The organism is Streptomyces sp. NPDC001843, from assembly GCF_042891955.1.
Lineage (GTDB): Bacteria > Actinomycetota > Actinomycetes > Streptomycetales > Streptomycetaceae > Streptomyces.
This window is the reverse complement of the sequence record NZ_JBIATQ010000005.1, coordinates 124,277-150,551: the sequence shown is the minus strand read 5'-3', so window position 1 is coordinate 150,551 and position 26,275 is coordinate 124,277. Positions and strand designations below refer to the sequence as shown.

Here is a 26,275-nt window from a genome sequence, read left to right as displayed (position 1 = left end):
GGCGGCGCCTCGCGGCAGGCGGGACCCGGGGGCGGGCCCGGGAGCCCGTCGGGTTCGGGGCTCCGGTGCGCCCGGCGGCCGTGACTGTGTCACTCTGGGGCCATCACCGCCGTCGCCCCGGGTAGGTTCGCTGACATGGCAGGCACCAGCACGCACTCCGTGACGAACCAGCCACCGCCGCTGGTCGGACATGACCTCTTCACCACCGACCGGGCGCTGAGCGAGGCGGTCGAACGGCACACCGACCCGGGCCTCGTCGACGAGGTCCGCGACGAACTGTCCGGGCTCGGCAGGACCTCGGGTTCGGCGCAGGTACAGGAATGGGCGGTACTGGCCAACGAGAACCCGCCCAGACTGCGTACCCACGACCGCTACGGGCACCGTGTCGACGAGGTCGAGTTCCATCCGGCCTGGCACCGGCTGCTCGGCAAGGGCGTCTCCGCGGGACTGACCACCGCCTGGGTGCGCCCCGCCGGGCACGTGCGGCGGGCGGCCGGGTTTCTGATCTGGTCCCAGGTCGAGGCGGGCAACGGCTGCCCGCTGTCCATGACCCACGCGGCGGTGCCCGCGCTGCGCACCGATCCCGGGCTCGCCGCCGAGTGGGAGCCCCGGCTGACGTCCACGATCTACGAGCGGGAGCTCAGACCCGCCCACCTCAAGGCCGGGGTGGTCTTCGGGATGGGCATGACCGAGAAGCAGGGCGGCAGCGACGTACGGGCGAACAGCACCGTCGCGACCCCGCTCGCCGAGGACGGCACCTACTCGCTGACCGGGCACAAGTGGTTCTGTTCGGCGCCGATGTCGGACGGGTTCCTGGTGCTCGCTCAAGCACCGGGCGGGCTGACCTGCTTCCTGGTGCCCCGGGTCCTCGAGGACGGCACCCGCAACGTCTTTCTCATCCAGCGGCTCAAGGACAAGCTGGGCAACCGGTCGAACGCCTCCAGCGAGGTGGAGTTCGACGGGACCTGGGCGCGCCGCGTCGGCGAGGAGGGGCGGGGGGTGCGGACCATCATCGAGATGGTCGCCGCGACCCGGCTCGACTGTGTGCTCGGCTCGGCGGGGCTGATGCGGCAGGCGGTGGCGCAGGCCGTGCACCACTGCACCCACCGGGAGGCCTTCGGCGGCAAGCTGATCGACAAGCCGCTGATGCGCAACGTCCTCGCCGACCTCGCGCTGGAGTCGGAGGCCGCTACCGCGCTGGCGATACGGCTCGCCGCCGCCTACGACGACGCGAGCGAGCCGGAGCGGGCGTTGCTGCGGCTGGCGGTGCCGGCCGCCAAGTACTGGGTGACCAAGCGGTGTACGCCGGTGGTGGTGGAGGCCGCCGAGTGCCTGGGCGGCAACGGCTACGTCGAGGAGTGGGGCATGCCCCGGCTGGTGCGCGAGTCGCCGCTCAACTCCATCTGGGAGGGGGCGGGCAACGTACAGGCGCTGGACGTGCTGCGGGCGCTGCAACGCGAACCGGGGGCGCTGGACGCCTTTCTGGTCGAGGTGGGCCGGGCGCGTGGTGCCGACCACCGGCTGGACGGGGCGGTGAAGAACCTGCTGGTCGAACTCGGCGAGCTGGAGGGCGTGGAGGGGCGCGCGCGGCGGCTCGTGGAGCGGCTGGCGCTGGTACTGCAGGGGTCGCTGCTGGTGCGGTTCGCGCCACCGGAGGTCGCCGACGCGTTCTGCGCCTCCCGGCTGGGCGGCGACTGGGGCGCGGCCTTCGGCACGCTGCCGAACGGGCTGAATCTGGCCGCCGTGGTGGAGCGGGCCCGTCCGGTCTCCTGAGGGCGGCTGATGCGGGAGTGGTGCTGCGCCGACACGGCACCACTCCCGCTCACGGCCCTTGCGGGCCACGGCGCCATCAGGGCGGCGCTGCTCAAGTTTCGGCCACCGCCGGGTCCGGCCACCAGGGTTGCAAGGGGTTGCAACTTGTCGGGGTCTGTGCGCGGACTGTGTCCCTCCGCTGTGTACCAACGGGCACCATGGGACGGGCGGTCGGGCCGGAAAGCGCCGTCCGGACCGCCTGGCAACCGCTTGCCCGCAGCACGTCGCACAGCTTTCCGGGAGGACTTCCGTGGCCGACTCGTCGATGACCGTGGCGCGACTCGCCGCCATGGACGTGTCGCGAGCGGCGCGGGTCCTGGGCGAGGTGCGCGCGGCCGCGCTTTCCGGGCGGCGCACGCCGCTGTCGCCGCGACCGGTGATCGAGCAGTCCTGGGGTCGCATGCTGCGCGGCGGGCTGGATCCCGACCACGGTTCCCGCAGCGTACTGCTGGCTCCGGAGGAAGTGCTGCGCAGGCGGGAGGAGTCGGCGCTGCGGCACGTGCTGCCGGTGCTGCGGCAGGGGCTGTTGACGGTCGCCGACGTCGCCCGGCACATCATGGTGGTGACCGACGCCGAAGGCCGGGTGCTGTGGCGGGAGGGCAGTGCGGCCGTGCTGCGCAAGGCCGACGGTCTCGGTCTGGAGGAGGGCGCGGACTGGCGGGAGGACGTCGTCGGCACCAACGGCGTCGGCACCACGGTGGTGGTGCGCCGGCCCGTGCAGGTCTTCGCCGGGGAGCACTTCGTGCGCTCGCACACCTCGTGGACCTGCGCCGGCGCCCCGGTCACCGACCCCCGCGACGGCCGGCTGCTCGGCGTGGTGGACATCAGCGGTCCGCTGGAGACGATGCACCCCGCGACGCTGGCCTGGGTGGACTCGGTGGCCAAACTCGCCGAGGCGCGGCTGAGGGAGCTGCACCTGACCTCGCTGGAGCGCCTGCGCGCCGAGGCGGCGCCGGCGCTGGCCCGGGTCGGCGGGCGGGCGGTGGTGGTGGACCGGGACGGGTGGACCGCCGCGGTCACGGGGCTGCCGTACAGCCCGCGGGTCGGGCTGCCCTCGGCGCTGTCGGCGGGCCGGCGGTGGCTGCCCGCGCTCGGCCTGTGCACGGTGGAGCCGCTGGGCGACGGCTGGCTGGTGCGCGCCGCCGACCAGCCGCCGCCCGGCGCCGCCCGGATCGTGCTGGACCTCACCCGGGCGCGGCACTGGACGGTGACGGTCTCCGGCCAGGCGGGTTCCTGGTCGCGGGAACTGAGCCCCCGGCATGCCGAGTTGCTGTACCTGCTGGCCCTGCACCGCACCGGGCGCAGCGCCGCGGGACTGGCCGCGGACCTGTTCGGGGACCCGTCCCGCACGGTGACGGTACGGGCCGAGATGTCACGGGTGCGGCGGTACCTGGGGGCGTTCCTGCAGCACCGGCCGTATCGTTTCTGCGAGGAGGCGGAGGTCGAGGTGCTGCTGCCCGAGGACCCGTTCGCACTGCTGCCCCACTCGACGGCGCCGGCCGTGATCGGGAGCCGGACTTCGCCGCTCACGCCCTGAATGGCCCTTGAATGGCGGTGGATCCTACCGTATTTGGCGTATCCGGCATATCCGAGGATGCATCTTCCGCATATTTGCGAGGTCTTCGACCCGCGCCGCCCCGACTGCCGTAGCATCCCCCTACGGGCCACCCCACCTGCTCCTCGGTCAACGCAATGACCATCAGGCGCAGTTGGCCCGCCTCGGGAGGAGACATGAAGCAACGCGGCAGACACCGCCGGCGCAGACGAGGTGCGGCGCTGCGCGCGGTCCTCGCCGGGACCGCACTCGCGCTCACCGCGGCGGCCACCCTGATCAGCGCTTCACAGGCCACGGTCGCCGACGACCCCGGCGCCCTGACGCCACTGGCCTCCTCCGCGCGGACCGGCGCGCTGCGGCTCGAGGAGCACCCCGTGCGGGCCCGCTCGCTGGACCGGCTCTCCTCGTCCATGGGCCGTCCGGTCGGTGTCGGCACGGTCCTGCGGAGCGCGGACCGCACCCTGCGCGAGTCGGCCGACTGCGGCTCCGAGGAGCGCGAGTCACTGCCCGTCGCCCCCGCGGCCACGACGGCGTACTGCTGGGATCCGGCCGACACCGCCGACACCGGCTGGCGGCCGGCTTCGGTGACCACGTCCGGTGACGCGGACGACGACGGCCTGTGGGGCACCGACCGTGTGATCCTCGCGGGCTGGACGCACAGCACGACGTCCGGGCCCGTCCACGAGCGGGGCCTCGCCCGGGTCGCCTTCGTCGACGCCGACGATCCCCGCCACCCGGCCTACCGCTGGGTGCTGCTGGTCGTCCCGGTGGACGGGGGGCGCGACTACCGCGGCCTGACCTCCCCCGTCGCCGGCATGGTCTGGTACGGGGACAAGCTGCTCGTCACCTCCGGCCCGAAGTCGGCCGAGGCGCTCTACGTCTACGACCTGAACCGCATCCAGCGCACCAGCGTGGACGGCCCGGCGGTCGGCCGGGTGCCCGGCGGCTGGTCGGCCGACGGTTACGACTATGTGATGCCGGCCGTGGCCTCCTACCGCTTCACGGCCGGCCGCTGCACCGGCACGGAGCACGGCACACCCTGTCCGGGCAGTCTCTCGCTCGACCGGGGCACGTCCCCCGACAGCCTGGTCGTCGCCGAACGGACCCCCGCCGGCGGCGACCGGCAGTCCCGTCTGTGGCGGTACTCCCTCAGCGCCGTCCCGGCGCACGGCGGGCCGCTCGCCACGGACGCGGCCGGCCGGGTGGACGCGGTCGACGCGTACTGGACCGGGGCGGCCGGCGTCCAGGGGGTGCTGTCGTACCACCCGGTCGGGGCGGCCCGGCCGACCTGGTACATCACGCACCCGCCCCGCGACCTGGACGGCCACGGCACCCTCTGGGCCCAGGACGCCGACGGCGCGAGGTCGGCACGCTGCGGCTCCGACGCCACGCGCCACTGCTGGGCCGAGGAGGCAGGGTCCCTGTCCTACTGGCCTCAGACGGGCGAGGTGTGGTCGGTCACGGACCGCATGCTGTTCTCCGTGCCCCTGACCGCCATCGACAGTGCGCTGGGGTAGATGATTCCCTGACCCCCATGAGCAGCATCACGGTCACCACCTGGTCCCTGGAGCAGACGTCCCCGGCCGACCTCCTGCCGGCCGCCGCCCCCGACGGCGATGTCCGGATCGTCCGCTCCGAGGTCCCCTCCCCCGAGTTCAGCCGCTTCCTGTACGCGTCGGTCGGCGGTGACATCCGCTGGACCGACCGGCTGAGCTGGAGCTACGACCGGTGGCGGGAGTACCTGGAGCGGCCCGGCGTGGAGACGTGGGTCGCCCACGACCGGGGCACTCCGGCCGGTTTCGTGGAGTTGGACCCGCAGGACGAAGGGGTCGTGGAGATCACGTACTTCGGCCTGCTGCCCGCCTTCCGCGGCCGGCGCATCGGCGGCCATCTGCTGGCCCATGGCACGGCCCGGGCGTGGGACCTCGCCGAACGGTGGAGCGGGCGGGCGCCGACGAAACGGGTGTGGCTGCACACCTGCAGCAAGGACGGCGAGTTCGCCATGGACAACTATCTGCGGCGCGGCTTCCGGCTGTTCGACACCAAGGTGGAGGAGGAGCGCGAGGTGCCGGCTCCGGGGCCCTGGCCGGGGGCCTGACGACAAGACGTACGGCCGCCGCGGGCCTTGGGACGCATGACACAGATCACAGCGTCCATGATTCGAGACATGCGTGTCCACATCGCGGATAAAGGTGGACTGGTCAGAGATCCCCATGACACGCTTTCGTCATGTCCGGAACTGGAATCGCCTTGGTGAGTCGGCGGCACGTCGACCTCGGCCGCATGTCCAGCGCCATCTGTCCGGCGCGCTGACAGCTCCAGCGACCCGACATTCACGACTTCCCTCTCCTCCTGCGCAACGACGCGCACGTATGCCCGTATCACCATACGCGCAGGTAAGAGCCGCTTTCCGCCTGTCCCGAAGGACGTACCCACCATGGCCGCCACCCCACAGAACCCTGACGCCTCCGCGCCCCGACGCAAGGTGAGCCGTCACCGCGGTGAGGGTCAGTGGGCCGTGGGTCACTTCACCCCGCTCAACGGCAACGAGCAGGTCAAGAAGGACGACGACGGTCTCAATGTGCGGACACGCATTGAGACGATCTACTCCAAGCGCGGCTTCGACTCGATCGACCCCAGCGACCTGCGCGGGCGGATGCGCTGGTGGGGGCTGTACACCCAGCGCAAGCCCGGGATCGACGGTGGCAAGACCGCGATCCTGGAGCCGGAGGAGCTGGACGACGAGTACTTCATGATGCGCGTCCGCATCGACGGCGGGGCGCTGACCACCCAGCAGCTGCGGGTCATCGGTGAGATCTCCCAGGAGTTCGCGCGCGGCACCGCCGACATCACCGACCGGCAGAACGTCCAGTACCACTGGATCCGCGTCGAGGACGTGCCCGAGATCTGGGAGCGGCTGGAGGCCGTCGGGCTGTCCACGGTCACGGCCTGCGGTGACACGCCCCGCGTCATGATCGGCTCGCCGGTCGCGGGCATCGCCGAGGACGAGATCATCGACGGCACCCCGGCGCTGGAGGAGATGAAGCGCCGCGTCCTGAACAACAAGGCGTACTCCAACCTCCCCCGCAAGTTCAAGACGGCCATCTCGGGTTCGCCGCTGCTGGACGTCGTCCACGAGATCAACGACGTGGCGTTCGTCGGCGTCCGCCACCCCGAGCACGGGCCGGGTTTCGACGTGTGGGTCGGCGGCGGACTGTCGACCAACCCCAAGCTCGGGGTGCGGCTCGGCGCCTGGGTTCCGGTCGACGAGGTGGCGGACGTCTACGAGGGCGTGCTGTCGATCTTCCGTGACTACGGCTACCGGCGGCTTCGTACGAGGGCTCGCCTGAAGTTCCTGGTCGCCGACTGGGGCGCGGAGAAGTTCCGGCAGGTGCTGGAGGACGAGTACCTCGGGCGGAAGCTCGTCGACGGCCCGGCTCCCGAGCAGCCGGTCCAGCAGTGGCGCGACCACATCGGAGTGCACCGGCAGAAGGACGGCCGCTTCTACGTCGGTTTCGCCCCACGGGTCGGCCGGGTCGACGGCACCACGCTGACGAAGATCGCCGACCTCGCGGAGGCGCACGGCTCCGGGCAGGTCCGGACGACCGTCGAGCAGAAGATGATCGTCCTCGATGTCGAGGAGGACCAGGTCGACTCGCTGGTCGAGGCCCTGGAGGCGCTGGACCTCAGCGCCAGGCCCTCCCCGTTCCGGCGCGGCACCATGGCGTGCACCGGCATCGAGTACTGCAAGCTCGCCATCGTCGAGACCAAGCAGCGCGGCTCCCAGCTGATCGACGAACTGGAGCGCCGGATCCCGGACTTCGACGAGCCGATCACCATCAACCTCAACGGCTGCCCCAACGCCTGCGCCCGTATCCAGGTGGCGGACATCGGTCTCAAGGGACAGCTCGTCCTGGACAAGGACGGCAACCAGGTCGAGGGCTACCAGGTGCACCTCGGCGGCGCCCTGGGCCTCGAGCCCGGCTTCGGCCGCAAGGTGCGCGGTCTGAAGGTCACCGCGGAGGAGCTCCCCGACTACGTCGAGCGCGTCCTGAGGCGCTTCCAGGCCGAGCGCGAGGACGGCGAGCGGTTCGCCGCCTGGGCCGCGCGCGCCGCAGAGGAGGCCCTGTCGTGAGTGAGCGCGCCGCACCTTTCTACTGCCCCTACTGCGGCGACGAGGACCTTCGTCCCAGCGAAGCCCCGGAAAGCGGTCACGGCGCCTGGGAATGCGCGGCGTGCAACCGCGCATTCCAGCTGAAGTTCCTCGGGCTGCTGGCCCGGGGGCTGCAGCGAGCCGACGATGGAGGGGATGACCGGATATGACGACGGCTCAGGAAACACGTACCGCCGAGGAACTGAAGGCGCTCGCCGAGCAGGCGGGCCGCGACCTGGAGGACGCCTCCGCGCTGGAGATCCTCCAGTGGGCGGTGGACACCTTCGGCAAGGGCTTCTGCGTCACGTCCTCCATGGAGGACGCGGTGGTCGCCCATCTGGCGTCCCGCGTGATGAAGGGCGTGGACGTGGTGTTCCTCGACACCGGCTACCACTTCCCGGAGACCATCGGGACCCGGGACGCGGTCGACGCGGTGATGGACGTCAACGTCATCACGCTCACCCCGCGGCAGACGGTCGCCGAGCAGGACGCCGAGTACGGTCCGAAGCTGCACGACCGCGACCCCGACCTGTGCTGCAAGCTGCGCAAGGTGCAGCCCCTGGAGGAGGGCCTCAAGGGTTACCAGGCCTGGGCGACGGGTCTGCGCCGCGACGAGTCCCCGACCCGGGCGAACACCCCGGTCGTGGGCTGGGACGACAAGCGCCAGAAGGTCAAGATCTCGCCGATCGCCCGCTGGACGCAGGACGACGTGGACGCCTACGTCGCCGAGCACGGCGTACTGACCAATCCGCTGCTGATGGACGGCTACGCCTCCGTCGGCTGCGCCCCGTGCACCCGCCGGGTCCTCGAGGGCGAGGACGCGCGTGCCGGGCGCTGGGCGGGCCGCAGCAAGACCGAGTGCGGGCTGCACGGCTGACATGACCGAGATTTCCACGCATTCTCCGACGAGTCCGACGAGCAGGGAGACGCACGTGACGACCGGAGCCACTGTCTGGCTCACGGGTCTGCCGAGTGCCGGCAAGACCACCATCGCGTACGAGCTGGCCGGACGGCTGCGCGAGGAGGGCCACCTCGTCGAGGTGCTCGACGGCGACGAGATCCGCGAGTTCATCTCGGCGGGCCTCGGCTTCAGCCGCGAGGACCGGCACACCAACGTGCAGCGCATCGGCTTCGTCGCCGAGCTCCTGGCCCGCAACGGCGTCAAGGCCCTGGTGCCGGTGATCGCGCCGTACGCGGACAGCCGGGACGCGGTCCGCAAGCGGCACCAGGAGAACGGCACGGCGTACCTGGAGGTGCACGTGGCGACCCCGGTCGAGGTGTGCTCGGTACGCGATGTGAAGGGGCTGTACGCCAAGCAGGCCGCGGGCGAGCTGTCGGGGCTCACGGGCGTCGACGACCCGTACGAGGAGCCCGATTCGCCCGACCTGCGCATCGAGTCGCAGCACCAGAGCGTTCCGGAGTCCGCGGCCTCCGTGCACGCCCTGCTCAGCGAAAGGGGACTGGCATGACGACCGTCACCACGGTCAAGGGGGGCGGCGAGGGCACGGACAGCCCGTACGCCCTCTCCCACCTGGACGCGCTGGAGTCCGAGGCGGTGCACATCTTCCGCGAGGTGGCGGGTGAGTTCGAGCGGCCGGTGATCCTGTTCTCCGGCGGCAAGGACTCCATCGTCATGCTGCACCTGGCGCTGAAGGCGTTCGCCCCGGCAGCGGTGCCCTTCTCGCTGCTGCACGTGGACACCGGGCACAACTTCCCCGAGGTCCTGGAGTACCGCGACCGCACGGTCCGGCGGCACGGGCTGCGCCTGCACGTGGCCTCCGTGCAGGACTACATCGACCGCGGTGTGCTCAAGGAGCGCCCCGACGGCACCCGCAACCCGCTGCAGACGGTGCCGCTGACGGAGAAGATCCAGAGCGAGCGGTTCGACGCCGTCTTCGGCGGGGGCCGCCGGGACGAGGAGAAGGCCCGGGCGAAGGAGCGGGTGTTCTCGCTGCGCGACGAGTTCTCCCAGTGGGACCCGCGCCGGCAGCGGCCCGAGCTGTGGAACCTCTACAACGGCCGGCACGCGCCCGGCGAGCACGTCCGCGTCTTCCCGCTCAGCAACTGGACCGAGCTGGACGTCTGGCAGTACATCGCCCGCGAGGGCATCGAACTGCCCGAGATCTACTTCGCGCACGAGCGCGAGGTGTTCCAGCGGGCCGGCATGTGGCTGACGGCGGGCGAGTGGGGCGGCCCGAAGGACGGGGAGACGGTCGAGAAGCGCCTGGTGCGCTACCGGACCGTCGGCGACATGTCCTGCACGGGTGCCGTCGACTCCGACGCCACCACGCTGGACGCCGTCATCACCGAGATCGCCGCTTCCCGGCTGACCGAACGTGGCGCCACCCGCGCCGACGACAAGATGTCCGAGGCCGCGATGGAAGACCGCAAGCGCGAGGGGTACTTCTAAGCATGACCACGACCACGGAACTCTCCGCCGCCACCCTGCTGCGGTTCGCCACCGCCGGTTCGGTCGACGACGGCAAGTCCACCCTCGTCGGCCGCCTGCTGCACGACTCCAAGTCGGTCCTCACCGACCAGTTGGAGGCCGTCGAGCACGCCTCCCTGAGCCGCGGCAAGGACGCCCCCGACCTGGCCCTCCTCACCGACGGGCTGCGCGCCGAGCGCGAGCAGGGCATCACCATCGACGTGGCCTACCGCTACTTCGCCACCCCGCGCCGCCGGTTCATCCTCGCCGACACGCCCGGCCATGTGCAGTACACCCGCAACATGGTCACCGGCGCCTCCACCGCCGAGCTGACGGTGATCCTGGTCGACGCCCGCAACGGCGTCGTCGAGCAGACCCGCCGGCACGCCGCCATCGCCGCGCTGCTCCGTGTCCCGCACGTGGTCCTCGCCGTCAACAAGATGGACCTCGTCGAGTACCAGGAGTCCGTGTTCGCCGCGATCGCCGAGGAGTTCACGGCGTACGCGACCGAACTGGGCGTCCCCGAGGTCACCGCGATCCCGATCTCGGCGCTGGCCGGGGACAACGTGGTGGAGCCGTCCGCGAACATGGACTGGTACGGCGGACCCACCGTCCTGGAGCACCTGGAGACCGTCCCGGTCAGCCACGACCTGGCGCACTGCCACGCCCGGCTGCCCGTGCAGTACGTGATCCGGCCGCAGACCCCCGAGCACCCGGACTACCGGGGCTACGCGGGCCAGATCGCGGCCGGTTCGTTCCGCGTGGGTGAGCAGGTGACGGTCCTGCCGTCCGGCCGCACGACGAAGATCTCCGGGATCGACCTGCTCGGCGAGCCGGTCGACGTCGCCTGGACCACGCAGTCGGTGACCATCCTGCTCGAGGACGACATCGACGTCTCGCGCGGTGACCTGATCGTGCCGACCAAGGACGCCCCGGCGACCACCCAGGACGTCGAGGCCACGGTCTGCCATGTCGCGGACGCCCCGCTGACCGTCGGTCACCGGGTGCTGCTCAAGCACGGCACCCGCACGGTCAAGGCGATCGTGAAGGACATCCCGTCCCGGCTCACGCTCGCCGACCTGTCCCTGCACCCGCACCCGGGGCAGCTCGTCGCCAACGACATCGGCCGGGTCAAGGTCCGCACCGCCGAGCCGCTGCCGCTCGACTCCTACTCCGACTCGCGGCGCACCGGCTCCTTCATCCTGATCGACCCCAGCGACGGCACCACGCTCACCGCGGGCATGGTCGGCGAGTCCTTCGCCGCCCCCGAGCCCGTCAAGGACGAGCCCGACGACGACGGCTGGGACTTCTGACATGAGGACGACCGACGTCTACTCGACGTTCGCGAAGGAGGGCGGCCGCGTCGGCAGCGGCGCCCTCGGCAGCGGGCAGGGCGGAGTGGCGCGATGTGTGCGATGACGTACGCGCACTGCCTGCGCGCCCCGTCCCCCCACCCGACGTCCCGGAAGCGACGAAGACCCTTGCCGAACTCCCGGCCACGACCTGAGAGACCGTGACCGCCGGGCCTACGAGAGGAACGCCTCCCGTGCCTGACAACCGCTCACCCCGTTCGACGCTCCTTCGCCGCGGTATAGCCGTGGTCGCCGCGCTCCCCCTGCTGACCCTCGCAGCCTGCGGCTACGGCTCCAAGTCCGAGGGCACCTCCGCCAACCAGAAGGTCGCCGCCGGCGCCAAGAAGATCGACGGCCTCGGCTCCGTCAAGATCGGCTACTTCGGCAACCTGACCCACGGGACCGCGCTGGTCGCCCGTGAGCAGGGCATCTTCCAGAAGGAACTGGGCGCCACCAAGGCCGACTACGCCACCTTCAACGCCGGCCCCTCCGAGATCGAGGCGCTCAACTCCGGTTCCATCGACATCGGCTGGATCGGCCCGTCCCCGGCGATCAACGGCTACACCAAGTCCGACGGCAAGAGCCTGAAGATCATCGGCGGTTCGGCGTCCGGCGGTGTGAAGCTCGTCGTGAACCCGAAGAAGATCAAGTCCCTGAAGGACGTCAAGGGCAAGAAGATCGCGACACCCCAGCTCGGCAACACCCAGGACGTGGCGTTCCTCAACTGGATCGCCGACCAGGGCTGGAAGGTCGACGCGCAGAGCGGCAAGGGCGACGTCACGGTCGTCCGCAGCGACAACAAGGTGACCCCGGACGCCTTCAAGGCCGGCTCCATCGACGGCGCCTGGGTGCCGGAGCCGACCGCCTCGAAGCTGGTCGCCGAGGGCGGCAAGACGATCCTCGACGAGTCCACGCTGTGGCCCGGCAAGAAGTTCGTGATCACGAACATCATCGTGCGGCAGTCCTTCCTCAAGCAGCACCCGAAGGCCGTCGAGGCCGTGCTGAAGGCTTCCGTCGAGGCCAACAAGTGGATCAACGCCAACCCGGACAAGGCCAAGGCCGCCGCGAACAAGCAGCTGGAGGCCGACTCGGGCAAGGCGCTCCCCGCGAACGTCCTGGACCCGGCGTGGAAGTCGATCCAGTTCACCGACGATCCGCTGGCCTCCACCCTGAACACCGAGGCACAGCACGCGGTCAAGGCCGGCCTGCTGGACAAGCCGAACCTCAAGGGCATCTACGACCTCACCCTCCTCAACAAGGTCCTCAAGGCCGAGGGTGAGAACACCGTGGACGCCGCCGGTCTCGGCACCAGCTGACGCAAGTCCCCGATGAGTTCCCAGGAGGTGACGAACATGGCCACGACCCTTGCCAAGGCCGCGGAGTCCGTCGAGTACGCGGCTCGTCTCGACCACGTCTCGAAGTCCTTCGCGACACCGGGTGGGCAGCAGCTCGTCCTGGACGACATCAGCATCGATGTCGCACCCGGCGAGTTCGTCACCCTCCTGGGGGCGTCGGGCTGCGGCAAGTCCACGTTGCTGAACCTGGTGGCGGGCCTGGACGGGCCCACCGCCGGTGACATCACCACGGACGGCCGCCCTGCCCTGATGTTCCAGGAGCACGCCCTCTTCCCGTGGCTGACCGCGGGCAAGAACATCGAACTCGCCCTGAAACTCAGGGGTGTTCCCAAGCCCGAGCGGCGCGGCAAGGCCGAGGAGCTGCTCGAACTGGTCCGGCTGAAGGGCGCGCACGGCAAGCGCGTCCACGAACTGTCGGGCGGTATGCGGCAGCGTGTGGCGCTGGCCCGGGCGCTGGCGCAGGAGAGCAACCTGCTGCTGATGGACGAGCCGTTCGCGGCCCTGGACGCCATCACGCGGGACCTGCTGCACGACGAGCTGACCCGCATCTGGGCGGAGACGGGGGTGTCGGTGCTGTTCGTCACGCACAACGTGCGCGAGGCGGTACGACTCGCCCAGCGGGTGATCCTGCTGTCCTCCCGCCCGGGCCGGATCGCGCGCGAGTGGTCGGTCGACATCCCGCAGCCGCGGCGCATCGAGGACGCCCCCGTGGCCGAACTGTCCCTTGAGATCACCGATGTACTGCGTGGGGAGATCCGCCGTCATGGCCAGCACTGAGACGACACCGGTCAAGGACGCCGGGAGCGTCGAGGCGGGCCTGGACGCCCTGGAGACGACGGCCACGGGCCGCCCGCCGTTCCGGAAGACCTTCGTCGACAAGATCCTGCCTCCGGTCATCGCGATCGCCGTGGTCCTGCTGGTCTGGCAGGGGCTGATATCGCTGAAGATCGTCGACAACCCCAGCAAGCTGCCGGCGCCGTCGGCGGTGGCGCAGGCCTTCAAGAACGACTGGCTCAAGGGCGATCTGCTCGGCTACATCTGGACCAGCGTCTCCCGCGGTCTGCTGGGCTTCTTCTTCGCGCTGCTGATCGGCACCCCGCTGGGACTGCTGGTGGCGCGGGTGAGGTTCGTGCGCGCCGCCATCGGTCCGATCCTGTCCGGCCTGCAGTCGCTGCCGTCGGTGGCGTGGGTGCCGCCGGCCGTGATCTGGCTGGGTCTGAACAACTCGATGATGTACGCGGTGATCCTGCTCGGCGCGGTCCCCTCGATCGCCAACGGCCTGGTGTCCGGCGTCGACCAGGTGCCCCCGCTCTTCCTGCGCGCGGGCCGCACCATGGGCGCGACCGGCCTCAGGGGCGTCTGGCACGTCACGCTGCCCGCCGCGCTGCCCGGCTATGTGGCCGGCATGAAGCAGGGCTGGGCGTTCGCCTGGCGCTCGCTGATGGCCGCGGAGATCATCGCGAACTTCCCCGACCTGGGCGTGGGCCTCGGCCAGCTGCTGGAGAACGCCCGCACCGCCAGCGACATGGCCATGGTGTTCGAGGCCATCCTGCTGATCCTGTTCGTCGGCATCGCCATCGACCTGCTGATCTTCAGCCCGCTGGAGCGGCGGGTGCTGCGCGGCCGCGGCCTGCTGGTGAAGAGCTGATCCCCCATGCGTGCACCGGTCCTTCTCGTCATCGCCCACGGCAGCCGCGACCCGCGGCACGCCGCGACCGTGCACGCCCTCGTGCGGCGGGTGCGGTCGCTGCGGCCGGGGGTGCGCGTGGAGACCGGGTTCCTGGACTTCAACGTCCCCTCCGTCAACGGGGTGCTGGAGTCCCTGGCGGCGGAGGACGTCCGTGACGTCGTGGCGCTGCCCCTGCTGCTGACCCGCGCCTTCCATGCGAAGGCGGACATCCCGGCGGTCCTGCGGGACGCGCCGCCGCGGCTGCGGATCCGGCAGGCGGAGGTGCTGGGCCCCTCCCCGCTGCTGCTGGCGGCGCTGGAACGCCGGTTGCACGAGGCGGGGCTGGCGCCCACCGACAAGTCCTCGACCGGGGTCGTGCTGGCCTCGGCGGGGTCCACCGACCCGGAGGCGATCGCAGTGATCGCTGACATCGCGCGGGAGTGGCGGCGCACCGGTTGGTGCGCCGTGCGGCCTGCGTTCGCCTCCGCATCCCTTCCGCGCACTCAGGACGCCGTGCGCGAACTGCGGGAGCTGGGCTGCGCGAAGGTCGCGGTCGCCCCCTACGTCCTGGCCCCCGGCTTCCTGCCGGACCGTATCGCGCGGGGCGCGGCGGAGGCGGACGTACTGGCCGGCGTCCTCGGTCCCGCCCCGGAGGTGGCCCGGGTGCTGCTGGAGCGGTACGACGCGGCACGCGACCCGGCGCGGCTGGCCGTCGGCGCCTGAGCGTCCGCCGCACCACGCCGTCCGTACCACGCAACGGGCCGGTGTCACCGGGAGCCGGATTCGCCGAAGGTCCGCGGTCCGGCGCTCCCCTGTGACGCCGGCCCGCGGACGGTGCCGGGGCACGGCCTTCCGGTCGTGGCCAACCTTCTTGTCGTGCCCGGCACTTGGTTCTGCGTTTCCCCCGTCGGAAGTGTCACAGCGGCGGGGATTTCCGCTGCGGCGTCAGGGTTTCGTGGTCGCCGTGACGGTAGCGGCGGGCCCGGTGCCCGCCGCGGTCACCGCCGCCACGGTCACGGTGTACGAGGTGCCGGGGCGCAGTCCGCCGAGCACCCGGAACATGCCCTTGGCGGAGGCCTGGGTGACCAGGACGTCCCGGCCGGTGACGTCGACCGGGTCGCGGCCGTCCGAGACGGTCACCCGGTAGCCGGTGACCTTGGCGTCGCCCGTCGCGGTGGGCGGCGTCCAGGCGAGGGTGGCCGCGGTGGACGCCGTGCGCAGCTTGGCCCCGGTCGGGGCGGCCGGCAGGACGGTCGTCGCCGTCGGTGAAAGGGGCGCCGAGGCTGGGGACGGGGCGCCGGCTCCGTACGCGTTGCGCGCGGTGACCGTCACCGTGAACGGACCGCCGGACGAGGGCAGCCGGCCGATGCGGACCAGGGCGGTGCGCCTGAAGTCGGCGGCACTGACAGTCTGTTCGGCGACCTGCCGGCCCGTCGTGTCGTAGGCGCGGGCCGTGTACGACGTCACGGGTGAACCGCCGTCCGCGAACGTCGGGTTGAAGGTGACGTACAGCGCGTCCGCGCCCGCGGCGCTGGTGCCGACCCTGGAGGGCGCCTCGGGGACGGAGAGCGCGCCGACGCGGCGGCTCAGCAGGTGCCGGTAGGGCGGTTCGAGTCCCGCGTTGCCCAGTACCGCCGCCGGTACGTCGGACGGCGACGCCATGATCTTGTTTCCGGTGGTCACCAGCCCCTTGTTGTCCCCGTCGGCGGTGCCCTCCTCCCACCAGTTGTCCTTGACCAGGGTGGGGTCGTTGTTGCCGAGGTCGTCCCGGTAGTCGGTGTGCCGGGAGGCGACGTTGGCGTAGGAGGCGTGGTAGAGGACGTTGCCCTCGACGGTCTCGTAGGTGCAGCCGTTGTCGGTGTAGACGCTCTTGCCCAGGCCCCACTGGTCGTGGATGACGTTGCCGGTGACCTTCTCGCCGTCGGCCAGGGAGGTGCCGGTCAGTCCCTGGGTGTAGATGCCGCCGCCGTCGTCGAGCATCTGCATGTAGTCGAAGATCAGGTTGTCGCGTACCGCGTTGTCGTGGCTCGGGTTCGGCGTGGCCGGGTCGCCGATCTTGTCGGGCCAGCCGCCCCAGCCCATCGACACGGCGCTGTAGCCGACGTGGTCGATCTGGTTGTGGGCGATGGTGTCGTGCTGGGTGTAGCCGCCCAGGATGGCGACGCCGCCGTGGTACTCGCGTGGCAGCCCGTAGAGGTGATTGTCCGTCACCTGTACGCCGGAGGCGGGGGTCTGGCCGTCCACTCCGCCGATCTCCAGGCCGTTGCCGGAGATGTCGGTGAAGACGCTGCCGGTGACGGACGAGTCCTTGCTGCCGGCTCCCAGGTCCAGCCCGGAGGCGCCGAGGTGGGCGAAGACGTCGTCGGAGAACTCGATGCGCTGCCCGTGGGTGAAGGACACGTTGCCGGGCATCTTCGTCCAGGACGCGAACGGGCACGTGCCGCCCTCGACGTACTGGCACAGTCCCTGGGTGGCCCAGCCCTTCTCGCCGGTGATGGTGTAGCCGGCCTGGATCTCGGAGAAGCCTTCGGGCCGGGAGGGGGTCAGCCAGGTCGCGTAGCTGAACTGGATGCCGCGGAAGGCGATGTCGTGGACGGGGGCGTCCGCCGTGCCCCGCCCGTCGACCAGTTTCTCGGCCGCGGCGGCCTCGACGTCGGACCGGGTGAGGTCCTCGCCCTTGCGCGGCAGGTAGTAGACCTTCCGCGCGCTCCTGTCGAGGTACCACTCGCCGGGCTGGTCGAGGAGTTCGTAGGCGTTCTCGACGTAGGACGCCTTGCCGCCGTTGGTGAGGTGTCCCGGGCCGACCATGCTGACCGTGCGGCCGGGGATGTCGGGGAACTCGACCCGCTTGTTGGAGTTGTCCCAGCAGGGCTGCGCCATGGTGATGGTGGTGCCCTCGGCGGCGGCGATGCGGCAGCGCGGCTCGGTCCACTGGCCCAGGCCGTTGCGCTCGACGTTCCACAGGGCCTCGCCGCTGGTGTACACGAACTCGGCGTCTAAGGGGTGCTTCCAGTGGGCGATGGTGTCGGAGGAGGCCTCGTAGCCGGCCGCCGTCTGGGTGAGGCTCACCGGTACGGCCCCGCGGGCCCGCTGGGCGCGCACTCCGTCCACGTACAACTGCCGTGTGTCGGTGAGCCCTCGGGGTGCGGGTGCGGACCACAGGCCGGTGCGGCCCTTGACCGGTTGCCATCCGGTGACCCTGCTCCCGCCGCTGACGACCGTGCCGTCACCGCCCTGCCAGACGACCCGGTGGCCACCGGTCCCCGAGTCGCGGGCGTCGAGCACCAGCGGCTCGGTCTGCCGGTACGTTCCGGGCGCGAGGTGGACCGTCAGGTCGCCGTGCAGGTCCGCGACCCTGGCGCGGACCAGGTCACGGGCACGCTCCAGGGTGCGGACGGGATGCTTGACGGTCCCGTTGGCATGGTCGTCGCCGACGGGAGACACGTATACATCGGAGGTCACGGCGGCTTGGGCGGCGGCCGTGACCGAGGGGGATCCGAGCAGGAGGGTTGCGGAAATCAGGAGTAATGGTGTGTGTCTGCGGAGTGCGGGCATGTACCTCTCCCATGCGGGAAGCGTGTGCCGTCCCGGGAAAGGTAGGAGCATTGATGAGTCACCGTCAATGAGTCGGTCACGAAGAAGGCGACTCAGGACACCTTCACGATGCCCGCCTCGGCCTCGTCGGCCAGCCGGGTGAGCTCCGCGAGCGACATGGATCCGGCCGTCCTGCGCTCCCGGGCGAACTGGTTGGCGAGCCGCTGCAGCAGCTCGTTCAGCGGGGTCGGCACACCGTGCAGGCGGCCCAGCAGGACGATCTCGCCGTTGAGGTAGTCGGCCTCGATGGTGCCGGTGCCGCGGGTGAGGGACTGCCAGGAGGAGCCGCCGCCGCGCGGGGCGCCGTCGAGCGGTACCAGGGTGACCTTGTCACCGCGGGCCGCCCGCTGCTCGTCCTCGCTCGCGTACGGGATCCCGGCGGCCCGCAGCACGGCCTCGCCCTCGGCCCGGACCCTCGCGTACAGCGCCCGGCCCGCCTCGCTGTCGACCGGCCCGCCGACCGCCTCCAGCGCGTTGCCGAGGTTGCCGAGCAGTTTCGCGTACTGCCACCGCGCCACGTCCTCGGCCACCGGCGCCTCGAAGTGGCACTTCTCCAGATCGGCGGCGATACGCCGGAGGCGGTCGTCCGCGCCGTGCGGATGACGGCCGAGGTGCAGGATCCCGGTGAGCGGGGCCCCGGCGGCGGAGACCACGCCCGGCTCGACGAAGGTGGACGGCAGCCAGACACAGACGCCGTACACGTGCCGGAACCGGCGCAGGGCCAGGCGCGGGCCCTCCACCCCGTTCTGCGCACACAGCAGCGGCAGCCGCTCGGCGGCCGTCCCGCCGCCCTCTACCGGAACCGGGCCCCAGGCCTCCAGGGCGGCCGTGCTGTCCTGCGTCTTGACAGCCAGTATCAGCACGTCGTCGGCGCGCAGCTCGCCGAGCCGCTCCGGTCCGTCCACGACGGGCAGCCGGTACGTCAGCTCGCCCTCCGGCACCCGCAGCCGCAGCCCGCCCTCTCGCAGGGCCTCGTGGTGCGCGCCCCGCGCGACCAGCACGACCTCGTGGCCGCCCTGGGCCAGCCGTCCCCCGACGGTCCCGCCGACCGCCCCTGCCCCGATGATGATGTAGCGCATGCGACGAGCCTGGCACACGGGCCTGGTCGGTCCGCCGCCAGGGATCAAGCCTGCGGTGCCGTCAACTCCACCAGCTTGACCACCGTGTTCCAGTTCCGGCTCGTGGCGATCACTCCCCTGGTGACCCGCGGCCGGGACAGGGCCTCGGCGAGTTTGGAGCGGCCGAGGCCCTCCGGGGCGTACAGGTACAGGCAGCGGTCGCCCAGGCGGAACTCCTCGGGGAGGTGGGCGGCCCGGTCGATGTCCGCGAAGCGTTCGGCGGTGACGGACGTGGAGAAGTAGGTGACGTGCAGTTGCTTGGGCTGAAGCTCGGCCGCGGGGAACGGGCAGGCCTCCAGCACCGCCTGCAGATAGCCGTGGTCGCGGACGATCACGTCGACCCGGAAGCCGAAGTGCCGCTCGATCGCCTCCGTCAGCTCCGCGGCCAGGGACTCCTCGTCACCCTGCCCGGTGGTGAAGACGGCCTGGCCGCTCTGCAGATGGGTGCGTACGCCGTCGTGACCGAGGCCGGTCATGAGCTGCCGCAGTTCGGCCATCGGGACTTTTCTGCTGCCGCCCACGTTGATTCCGCGCAGCAGCGCCGCATACGTCGTCACCCGGACACCATAGAGCGGCCCTCGGCGGCAATACAGAGTGGATCTCTGCCGACGGGACGGACACCCTGATCAGCGCCCCCGAGACGCACAGATAGATGTAGGGGACCGATGTCCTCCCCTGCGACGAGGGGACGTCGTCGTACTTCACCGGGCAGCACGACGAGATGGGCTTATCCGGACCATACCTTCGTAGCGAACGCAGGCACGGAGGAGAAAAACAAGGGGGAGGGCCCGTCATGGGTAACGGAGACACGCGGGTGCGGGGCCTGGCCGCCCGCGCCGGCGGCTGGAGCGCGCGGCATCGCTGGGCGGCCGTCGGTATATGGGTGCTGTTCGTCGTCCTGGCGATGGGGCTCGGCTCCGCGGCGGGCCGGGTCGACGTCGACGACAGCGACCAGCTCAAGGGGGAGACGCACACCGCCGCGTGGATCATCGACGACGCGGACATCAAGGAGCCGGCCGGGGAGACCGTCCTCATCCAGTCGAAGGACCGCTCCCTGAAGGCCACGGACGCCGAGTTCCGGGCCACCGTCGCGGACGTGGTGAAGGCCGTCGGCGCCACCGGCAAGGTCACCGGCGTCACCTCGCCGTACGACACCCGGACGATCTCGAAGGACGGGCACAGCGCGCTGGTGCGGTTCGACATGCGCGGCGACGCGGACACGGCCGCCGACCGGGTCGAGCCGGTGCTGAAGGCCGTCGACGGGGTGCAGAAGGAGCACGGATCGCTGCGGATCGAGGAGATCGGCGGCGCCAGCATGAACAAGCAGTACAAGGACGCCTTCGGCGACGACTTCCAGAAGGCCGAGTACTCCGCGGTGCCGGTCGCCCTCGGCATCCTGCTCATCGCGTTCGGGGCGCTGGTCGCGGCGCTGCTGCCGGTGGCGCTGGCGATCACCGCGATCATGGCGACGATGGGCCTGATGGGCATCGTCAGCCATCTGCAGCCGATGAGCGACACCGCCAACTCCGTGATGCTGCTGGTCGGTATGGCGGTCGGTGTCGACTACTGCCTGTTCTACCTGCGCCGGGAGCGCGAGGAGCGGGACGCCGGGCGGGACCCGGGCACCGCGCTCAGGATCGCCGCCGCCACCAGCGGCCGGGCGATCATCGTCTCCGGTGTCACGGTGTGCGTGGCGATGGCGGGCATGCTGTTCACCGGGCTCGCCTCGTTCGAGGCGATGGGCCTGGCCTCGCTGATGGTCGTGGCGGTCGCCATGGTCGGCTCCGTGACCGTGCTGCCCGCGCTGCTGTCGCTGCTGGGCGAGCGGGTGGAGAAGGGGCGGATCCCGTTCCTGCGCCGCCGCAGGACCGGTGGCAGCTCGGAGAGCCGGTTCTGGACGGCCGTGCTGCGCGGTGTGCTCGCCCGGCCGCTGGTCTCCGTGGTCGTGGCGGTGGGCGCGCTGCTCGCCGTGGCCGCGCCCGCGCTCGGCATGAAGACCTCGCAGCTCACCCTGGACCAGGAGTTCGGTGACTCGCTGCCCATCGTGCAGACCTACAACCGGCTCAACGATGCCTTCCCCGGCGGTTCCGAGCCGGCCGAGGTGGTCGTGAAGGCCAGGGACATCAACGCGCCCGAGGTGCGGCGGGCGCTGGCCGACTTCAAGGAGCAGGCGGTCGCTTCGGGCGCCTCGCTCGGCCCGGTCGACATCAAGCTGCACGACGCAAAGAACGTCGCCCTGGTGTCCGTACCGCTGGTCGGCGGCTCGGACATGGACAAGGCGACCAAGAGCCTGGAGAAGCTGCGGGACGAGGTACGGCCCGCCACGCTCGGCAAGGTCGACGGCGTCCAGGCTCCGATCACCGGAAACGTCGCGGGCAACCACGACTTCAACGACCAGCTGATGGGCTCCGTCGCCCCGGTCTTCGCGTTCGTGGTGGTCTTCGCCTTCCTGCTGATGCTGCTGTCGTTCCGCTCGCTGACCGTGGCGATCACCTCGATCCTGCTGAACCTGCTGTCGGTGGGCGCGGCGTACGGCATCCTCGTCGCCGTCTTCCAGCACGGCTGGGGTGCCTCGCTGGTGGGCGCGGAGGGCGTCGGCGCGGTCGTCACCTGGCTGCCGCTGTTCCTCTTCGTGATCCTGTTCGGTCTGTCCATGGACTACCACGTGTTCGTGGTCTCCCGGATCCGCGAGGCCCGGATGCGCGGCCGCAGCACGAGGGACGCGATCCAGCACGGTGTGGTCACCACGGCCGGCGTCGTCACCAGTGCCGCGGTCATCATGGTCGCCGTGTTCGCGATCTTCGGCACGCTGTCCATGCAGGACATGAAACAGATGGGTGTGGGCCTCGCCACCGCCGTGCTGATCGACGCGACGGTCATCCGCGGTGTGCTGCTTCCGGCCGTGATGGCGCTGCTGGGCGAGCGCAACTGGTACCTGCCCAAGTGGATGCACCGGCTGCCGGACCTCACCCACGACGAGTCGCCCGTGGCGGTGGCGGCTCCGGTACGGCACGAGGACGAGCAACTGACTGTCTGATTCCGCCCGTTGACTGTGGGCCCGTCGGTTTCCGGGGGAACCGACGGGCCCACTCCTGTGCTCTGGTCGTGCGGACGACGCACGTCCACCACGGGGGAGGACAGACATGGACAGGCGCAACCTGCTGAAGGCCGCGCTGGCCGCTCCGGCGGCCGGGCTGCTGACCGCTGCTCCGGCGATCGCGGCACCGGCGGCGTTCGACGTGCTCATCGGGGACGTCGACTCGGGGAAGATCTACCTCTTCGACCGTAACAAGCCGTTCACGGACGCCAACATCAAGTGGTCGCTGAACCCGGTGGGTTCGGGCCATCCGATGGAGCACCGGTTCCGGAACACCAGCGGCGACGGCCAGATCCTGCTCGCCGTGACGGGCACGGCCGGCAGCGGCAGGGCGAGCATCTACCGGCGCCGCGACAAGAAGCTGCTGTGGTCGGCGGACATCCCGAACTACCCGCACTGCATCGAACGGGCACAGGGCAGCGGCGTGGTCGTGGTCGCCGGGCGCAGCAAGGGCGCGGGCGGCGGCACGGCCACCGGCGGCAGCCTCCACGTGTTCCGTCCGACCGACAGCCACAGCTCCTCGCTGGTGAGCGCGGGTGCGCCGATCCCGTTCTTCCAGGCGCACGGTCTGCTGTGGGACCCGCGGCTGGAACGGATGTGGGCGGCCGGCGGCTCGGTACTGACCGCGTACCGCATCGTGACGACGGCGAACTCGGCGAAGCTGGTGGAGGACACCGCCCGCCGCATCACCTCGTTCCACCACCCGCACGACCTCCAGCCGGACTACCAGCGCCCCGGCCGGCTCCTCGTCACCGACACCAACGGCGTCTACTCCGTCGACAAATCGACGATGACACCGACCACGCTGCACACCCGGGGGCTCGTCAAGTCGTACGTGCACCACTCCTCGGGCGAGCAGATGTGGACGGGAGCGGTGGACGGCGGCAACGCCTTCGGCACGAAGTACGTCCACTTCAACGTGAGCGGGGTCGCGCGGGCGCGGGCCGGGGCGATCGTCTACAAGGCGCGCATCGACACGACCGCCTACCTCTGACGGCGCCCGTTCACCGCTGGTAGCGGGCCAGCACCAGGTTGCCGTCCTTCTCCAGCCGGTGGCGCAGTTCGGCGAGGCCGATCGCTCCGCTGTAGTACTCCTGGAAGGCCGGGGTCGCCACCTTGTCCTTCCACTCGGGATAGCCGCGGACGGACTGGGCGGGCGCCGGGCTGAGGTGGGCCGCGAGGGCGGTGCCGGTGGCCCAGCCGTCCTTCCTGGTGTGCAGGGCCGGGTCGGCGAGGGCCCGGGTGCCGGTGGGCAGCATCCAGTCCCCGAGGGCCAGCCGCACCATGTTCCTCGGCCGCAGCAGGAAGTCGACGAACGCGGCGGCCTCTCTCTTGTGCGGGCTGTCCGCGGCGATGGACAGGGTCTGCGGGCTGACGCCCTGGGTGAGTCCGTCGGCGCCGGCCGGAGCGGGCAGCACCGTCCACTGGAAGCCCTTCGGGGCCTGCTGGGCGATCTGCTGCCGGTAGGAGAAGCCCAGCGGAACCATGGCGTACTTGCCGCCGAAGAAGCCGGGCAGCGTGTCCGAGCCGCCGCTGCCCAGCGTCGAGGCGGGGGCGCTGTGGTCCGTGCCGACCTGGTCGTGGACGGTGCGGGGCACCACCTGGTCGGCGGCGTCGAAGCGGACGGTCACCTTGCCGTCGCCGCCGGTACCGTCTCGGTGGAAGAGCCGGCCGCCGGCCGACAGCGACAGGTTGAGGGTGGCGGAGACGGGCTCCTTCAGCGGCCAGGCGACGCCGTACTTCCCGTCGCCGCTGAGCCGCTTCGTCACCTGCCGGAACTCGGCCCAGCTCCAGGGCCGGGCCGGCGTGGGCATCCGTACACCGGCCCGCCTCAGCCGGGCCGTGTCGGCGATCAGCACGCGGGGTTCCTGAAGGAACGGCACGCCGTAGATCCCGTCGCCGAAGGTGGCCGTCTCCCAGGTGCGCCGGGGGATGTCGGACTTCAGGCGGGCGGACAGCAGGCCGGTCAGGTCGGCGAGGTAGCCGCCGTAGGCGAAGTCCGCGAGGTCGTCGGAGGCGTCGTGGATGACGTCCGGGGCCTCGCCGCCCTCGAAGGAGGTGAGCAACTGGTCGTGGACGCTGTCCCAGCTGCCCTGGACGTACTCGACCCGGACGTCCGGGTGGGCCGCGTTCCACTCCTTCACCAGTTCCTTGTTGGCGGCGACGGACTCCTGCTGCCAGGCGAGTGACTGGAAGCGCAGGGTGATCCGGCCGCCGGTGTCCGTGCCGCCCGAGGAGCAGCCCGCCAGCAGCAGGAGGAGGGCGACGACCACGGCGGTCAGCGGAGTGCGCATCAGCTCTTCACCGCCCCGGTGAGCATGCCGCCCGTGATCCGCCGCTGGACGAGGGCGAAGACGCCCAGCGAGGGCAGGGTGGCGAGGAACGCGGCCGCCGCCAGCGGGCCGAGGTCCGCGACCCCCTCGGCACCGATGAAGTGGGTGAGGACGACCGGCAGGGTCTGCTTCTGCGGGGTCTTCAGCAGCACCAGGGCGAAGAAGAACTCGTTCCACGCGGTGACGAACGCGAACAGTCCCGTCGCCACGATCCCCGGCGCGAGCAGGGGCGCCGTCACCGACACCAGTGTCCGCACCCGCCCCGCGCCGTCGACCGCCGCGGCCTCCTCCAGCTCGGCCGGGACGGCCCGGACGTATCCGACGAGCATCCACAGCGCGAAGGGCAGCGCCCACACCACGTACACCAGCACCAGCCCGGCCAGGGAGTCGATCAGCCGCAGGTGCTTCAGCACCAGGAACAGCGGAATGATCACCAGGACGAACGGGAACGCCTGGCTGACCACCACCCATCCCGTCGCCGCCCTGGACAGCAGGGTGCGGCGGCGGGCCATGACGTACGCCATCGGGGTGGCGACCACTACGGCGATCACCGCGGCCCCGGCCGCCGCGAGCAGGGAGTTGAGTCCGGCGCGCAGCAGCGGCTGCTCGTCGAAGGCCTGCCGGAAGTTGGCCAGCGTCGGATCCCTCGGGATCCAGGCCGGGTGCGCACTGCCCAGTTCGCGCGGGGACTTGAACGCGGTGGACAGCAGCCACAGGAGGGGGAAGGCGAGGAAGACGAGGTACGCCAGCAGGGCGGTGTACTGGCCCACTCGGGCTCCGGTGCGGGTCCTCACGCGTCCTCGCCTCCCCGCAGCCGGCCCACCAGAAAGACGGCGAGGAGCACCGAGATCACCGCGACCATCACACAACCCATCGCCGCCGCGTAGCCGAACTGGCCGTAGCGGAAGGCCTCTTCGTAGGCGAACAGCATCGGCAGCCGGGTCTTGCCGCCCGGGCCGCCGCCCGTCAGCACGTAGACCAATGCGAAGGAGTTGAAGTTCCAGATCAGGTTCAGGGCGGTGATGGCGAGCGCGATCGGTCTGAGAGCGGGCCAGGTGACCGTGCGGAACCGGCGCCAGGCGCCCGCGCCGTCCACCGCCGCGGCCTCGTGCAGTTCGCGCGGAGTGTTCTGCAGTCCGGCGAGCAGGGCGACCGTCGTCTGGGGCATGCCGGCCCACACGCCGACGACGATCACGGCGGGCAGGGCGCCGCCGAGCCAGTCCCGCCCGTCGCCGAGTCCCAGGTCGCGCAGGGTTTCGTTGAGGATGCCGGCGTCCGGGTTGTAGACCAGCCGCCACATGATGCCGACCACGACCTCGGGCATGGCCCACGGGACGATGGCGAGGGCCCGGGCCAGCGGGCGCAGCGGTAAGTCCTGGTTCAGGAGGAGGGCGAGGCCCAGCGCCAGCAGGAACTGCGGCACGGTCACCCCGACCGCCCACACGAGCCCGATCCGGAAGGACTCCCAGAACAGGGTGTCGTGCAGCAGGTCCCGGAAGTTGAGGCCGCCGATCCACTGCGTGGGCGCGGTCCGGCCCGACTGGGCGTCGGTGAACGCCAGCAGGATGCCGTACAGCAGGGGCCCGACGCTCAAGGCCAGGACGGGGATGAGGGCGGGCAGGACGAGGAACCAGGCGCCGCGGTCACGGGCGCGCCGGGGCGGCCGTCCGGCCTCCACCACCAATGCCACGGAATCAGCCCCTTTGCGCGACTCGGTTGGCGTGTTCATGGTCGTGAAGGCGTGGTGTTCCGTCAAGGGACCGCGCACAGGGTCCGACCTGTGGGAATGGGAGACTGGCCGAGACCAGG

At 71.1% G+C, this 26,275-nt stretch carries 23 protein-coding genes; 17 read left to right on the top strand and 6 right to left on the bottom strand.

Annotated features, from left to right (window positions below):
• Window positions 1–135: 135 nt before the first annotated feature.
• The 15 genes from ACFYZQ_RS14885 to ACFYZQ_RS14815 all read left to right on the top strand — a co-directional run bounded on the left by ACFYZQ_RS14885 (window position 136) and on the right by ACFYZQ_RS14815 (window position 15,047).
• On the top strand, window positions 136–1,773 hold the full coding sequence (locus ACFYZQ_RS14885; RefSeq protein ID WP_389146613.1) for an acyl-CoA dehydrogenase family protein: 1,638 nt from the start codon (window positions 136–138) through the stop codon (window positions 1,771–1,773).
• A gap of 304 nt (window positions 1,774–2,077) precedes the next feature.
• A complete protein-coding gene (locus ACFYZQ_RS14880; protein WP_389147366.1) occupies window positions 2,078–3,349 on the top strand; it encodes a GAF domain-containing protein in 1,272 nt (423 codons plus the stop codon).
• Between the two features lie 194 nt (window positions 3,350–3,543).
• Window positions 3,544–4,884: a hypothetical protein gene (locus ACFYZQ_RS14875; protein WP_389146610.1), complete on the top strand. Its 1,341-nt coding sequence runs from the start codon at window positions 3,544–3,546 to the stop codon at window positions 4,882–4,884.
• 17 nt (window positions 4,885–4,901) lie between these two features.
• Entirely contained in the window at window positions 4,902–5,465 is a 564-nt protein-coding gene (locus ACFYZQ_RS14870) for a GNAT family N-acetyltransferase (RefSeq protein ID WP_389146607.1), read from the top strand.
• Window positions 5,466–5,596: 131 nt separating this feature from the next.
• On the top strand, window positions 5,597–5,680 hold the full coding sequence (locus tag ACFYZQ_RS14865; protein ID WP_310591794.1) for a putative leader peptide: 84 nt from the start codon (window positions 5,597–5,599) through the stop codon (window positions 5,678–5,680).
• Between the two features lie 124 nt (window positions 5,681–5,804).
• Complete coding sequence (locus ACFYZQ_RS14860) at window positions 5,805–7,502, top strand: nitrite/sulfite reductase (RefSeq protein WP_389146604.1); 1,698 nt, start codon at window positions 5,805–5,807, stop codon at window positions 7,500–7,502.
• Complete coding sequence (locus tag ACFYZQ_RS14855; RefSeq protein ID WP_389146601.1) at window positions 7,499–7,690, top strand: hypothetical protein; 192 nt, start codon at window positions 7,499–7,501, stop codon at window positions 7,688–7,690. Before ACFYZQ_RS14860 ends, ACFYZQ_RS14855 begins: the two co-directional genes overlap by 4 nt.
• Window positions 7,687–8,397 (top strand): phosphoadenylyl-sulfate reductase, encoded by a 711-nt coding sequence (locus tag ACFYZQ_RS14850; RefSeq protein WP_389146599.1) that lies wholly within the window; start codon window positions 7,687–7,689, stop codon window positions 8,395–8,397. Before ACFYZQ_RS14855 ends, ACFYZQ_RS14850 begins: the two co-directional genes overlap by 4 nt.
• 55 nt (window positions 8,398–8,452) lie before the next feature.
• A complete protein-coding gene (cysC, locus tag ACFYZQ_RS14845) occupies window positions 8,453–8,989 on the top strand; it encodes an adenylyl-sulfate kinase (protein WP_389146596.1) in 537 nt (178 codons plus the stop codon).
• The gene (gene cysD / locus ACFYZQ_RS14840) at window positions 8,986–9,930 is read left to right on the top strand and encodes a sulfate adenylyltransferase subunit CysD (RefSeq protein WP_389146593.1); all 945 of its coding nucleotides are present in this window, start codon (window positions 8,986–8,988) and stop codon (window positions 9,928–9,930) included. The genes cysC and cysD overlap by 4 nt, the downstream gene beginning before the upstream one ends.
• Window positions 9,931–9,932: 2 nt before the next feature.
• Window positions 9,933–11,261 carry a sulfate adenylyltransferase subunit 1 gene (locus tag ACFYZQ_RS14835; RefSeq protein ID WP_389146590.1) on the top strand — a complete coding sequence of 443 codons (1,329 nt, stop codon included), beginning with the start codon at window positions 9,933–9,935 and terminating at the stop codon, window positions 11,259–11,261.
• A gap of 233 nt (window positions 11,262–11,494) precedes the next feature.
• Window positions 11,495–12,616 carry an aliphatic sulfonate ABC transporter substrate-binding protein gene (locus ACFYZQ_RS14830; RefSeq protein WP_389146587.1) on the top strand — a complete coding sequence of 374 codons (1,122 nt, stop codon included), beginning with the start codon at window positions 11,495–11,497 and terminating at the stop codon, window positions 12,614–12,616.
• A 12-nt stretch (window positions 12,617–12,628) separates the two neighbouring features.
• Window positions 12,629–13,432 carry an ABC transporter ATP-binding protein gene (locus ACFYZQ_RS14825; protein ID WP_389146584.1) on the top strand — a complete coding sequence of 268 codons (804 nt, stop codon included), beginning with the start codon at window positions 12,629–12,631 and terminating at the stop codon, window positions 13,430–13,432.
• The gene (locus tag ACFYZQ_RS14820; RefSeq protein WP_389146581.1) at window positions 13,419–14,303 is read left to right on the top strand and encodes an ABC transporter permease; all 885 of its coding nucleotides are present in this window, start codon (window positions 13,419–13,421) and stop codon (window positions 14,301–14,303) included. Before ACFYZQ_RS14825 ends, ACFYZQ_RS14820 begins: the two co-directional genes overlap by 14 nt.
• Before the next feature lie 6 nt (window positions 14,304–14,309).
• Complete coding sequence (locus ACFYZQ_RS14815) at window positions 14,310–15,047, top strand: sirohydrochlorin chelatase (protein ID WP_389146578.1); 738 nt, start codon at window positions 14,310–14,312, stop codon at window positions 15,045–15,047.
• 222 nt (window positions 15,048–15,269) lie between these two features.
• Here ACFYZQ_RS14815 and ACFYZQ_RS14810 read toward each other — a convergent pair whose 3' ends face one another.
• The 3 genes from ACFYZQ_RS14810 to ACFYZQ_RS14800 form a co-directional block, all read right to left on the bottom strand.
• A complete protein-coding gene (locus tag ACFYZQ_RS14810) occupies window positions 15,270–17,768 on the bottom strand; it encodes a fibronectin type III domain-containing protein (protein WP_389146575.1) in 2,499 nt (832 codons plus the stop codon).
• Window positions 17,769–17,971: 203 nt separating this feature from the next.
• Window positions 17,972–18,997, bottom strand: coding sequence for a ketopantoate reductase family protein (locus ACFYZQ_RS14805; protein ID WP_389146572.1), 1,026 nt, complete (start codon window positions 18,995–18,997; stop codon window positions 17,972–17,974).
• Between the two features lie 44 nt (window positions 18,998–19,041).
• Window positions 19,042–19,593 (bottom strand): DUF1697 domain-containing protein, encoded by a 552-nt coding sequence (locus tag ACFYZQ_RS14800; RefSeq protein ID WP_389146569.1) that lies wholly within the window; start codon window positions 19,591–19,593, stop codon window positions 19,042–19,044.
• A 236-nt stretch (window positions 19,594–19,829) separates the two neighbouring features.
• Between ACFYZQ_RS14800 and ACFYZQ_RS14795 the strand changes: the two genes are divergently transcribed.
• Window positions 19,830–22,073 carry an MMPL family transporter gene (locus ACFYZQ_RS14795; protein WP_389146567.1) on the top strand — a complete coding sequence of 748 codons (2,244 nt, stop codon included), beginning with the start codon at window positions 19,830–19,832 and terminating at the stop codon, window positions 22,071–22,073.
• 106 nt (window positions 22,074–22,179) lie between these two features.
• Window positions 22,180–23,127, top strand: coding sequence for a DUF6528 family protein (locus ACFYZQ_RS14790; RefSeq protein ID WP_389146564.1), 948 nt, complete (start codon window positions 22,180–22,182; stop codon window positions 23,125–23,127).
• 10 nt (window positions 23,128–23,137) lie between these two features.
• Here the strand turns inward: ACFYZQ_RS14790 and ACFYZQ_RS14785 are convergent, their stop codons facing one another.
• The 3 genes from ACFYZQ_RS14785 to ACFYZQ_RS14775 are packed head-to-tail and all read right to left on the bottom strand — an operon-like array spanning window position 23,138 to window position 26,195.
• Complete coding sequence (locus tag ACFYZQ_RS14785; protein ID WP_389146561.1) at window positions 23,138–24,427, bottom strand: ABC transporter substrate-binding protein; 1,290 nt, start codon at window positions 24,425–24,427, stop codon at window positions 23,138–23,140.
• Complete coding sequence (locus ACFYZQ_RS14780; RefSeq protein WP_389146558.1) at window positions 24,427–25,260, bottom strand: carbohydrate ABC transporter permease; 834 nt, start codon at window positions 25,258–25,260, stop codon at window positions 24,427–24,429. The genes ACFYZQ_RS14785 and ACFYZQ_RS14780 overlap by 1 nt, the downstream gene beginning before the upstream one ends.
• Window positions 25,257–26,195 (bottom strand): carbohydrate ABC transporter permease, encoded by a 939-nt coding sequence (locus tag ACFYZQ_RS14775; protein ID WP_389146555.1) that lies wholly within the window; start codon window positions 26,193–26,195, stop codon window positions 25,257–25,259. Before ACFYZQ_RS14775 ends, ACFYZQ_RS14780 begins: the two co-directional genes overlap by 4 nt.
• Window positions 26,196–26,275 lie beyond the last annotated feature (80 nt).

Excerpts from the sequence above, each read along its gene's own strand:
- cysD (WP_389146593.1), top strand. The coding sequence starts at position 8,986 with ATGACGACCGTCACCACGGTCAAGGGGGGCGGCGAGGGCACGGACAGC.
- ACFYZQ_RS14825 (WP_389146584.1), top strand. The coding sequence starts at position 12,629 with ATGAGTTCCCAGGAGGTGACGAACATGGCCACGACCCTTGCCAAGGCC.
- ACFYZQ_RS14815 (WP_389146578.1), top strand. The coding sequence starts at position 14,310 with ATGCGTGCACCGGTCCTTCTCGTCATCGCCCACGGCAGCCGCGACCCG.
- ACFYZQ_RS14870 (WP_389146607.1), top strand. The coding sequence starts at position 4,902 with ATGAGCAGCATCACGGTCACCACCTGGTCCCTGGAGCAGACGTCCCCG.
- ACFYZQ_RS14785 (WP_389146561.1), bottom strand. The coding sequence starts at position 24,427 with ATGCGCACTCCGCTGACCGCCGTGGTCGTCGCCCTCCTCCTGCTGCTG.
- ACFYZQ_RS14795 (WP_389146567.1), top strand. The coding sequence starts at position 19,830 with ATGGGTAACGGAGACACGCGGGTGCGGGGCCTGGCCGCCCGCGCCGGC.
- ACFYZQ_RS14885 (WP_389146613.1), top strand. The coding sequence starts at position 136 with ATGGCAGGCACCAGCACGCACTCCGTGACGAACCAGCCACCGCCGCTG.
- ACFYZQ_RS14835 (WP_389146590.1), top strand. The coding sequence starts at position 9,933 with ATGACCACGACCACGGAACTCTCCGCCGCCACCCTGCTGCGGTTCGCC.
- ACFYZQ_RS14790 (WP_389146564.1), top strand. The coding sequence starts at position 22,180 with ATGGACAGGCGCAACCTGCTGAAGGCCGCGCTGGCCGCTCCGGCGGCC.
- ACFYZQ_RS14805 (WP_389146572.1), bottom strand. The coding sequence starts at position 18,997 with ATGCGCTACATCATCATCGGGGCAGGGGCGGTCGGCGGGACCGTCGGG.
- ACFYZQ_RS14850 (WP_389146599.1), top strand. The coding sequence starts at position 7,687 with ATGACGACGGCTCAGGAAACACGTACCGCCGAGGAACTGAAGGCGCTC.
- ACFYZQ_RS14865 (WP_310591794.1), top strand. The coding sequence starts at position 5,597 with ATGTCCGGAACTGGAATCGCCTTGGTGAGTCGGCGGCACGTCGACCTC.
- ACFYZQ_RS14860 (WP_389146604.1), top strand. The coding sequence starts at position 5,805 with ATGGCCGCCACCCCACAGAACCCTGACGCCTCCGCGCCCCGACGCAAG.
- ACFYZQ_RS14775 (WP_389146555.1), bottom strand. The coding sequence starts at position 26,195 with ATGAACACGCCAACCGAGTCGCGCAAAGGGGCTGATTCCGTGGCATTG.
- ACFYZQ_RS14820 (WP_389146581.1), top strand. The coding sequence starts at position 13,419 with ATGGCCAGCACTGAGACGACACCGGTCAAGGACGCCGGGAGCGTCGAG.
- ACFYZQ_RS14880 (WP_389147366.1), top strand. The coding sequence starts at position 2,078 with ATGACCGTGGCGCGACTCGCCGCCATGGACGTGTCGCGAGCGGCGCGG.
- ACFYZQ_RS14875 (WP_389146610.1), top strand. The coding sequence starts at position 3,544 with ATGAAGCAACGCGGCAGACACCGCCGGCGCAGACGAGGTGCGGCGCTG.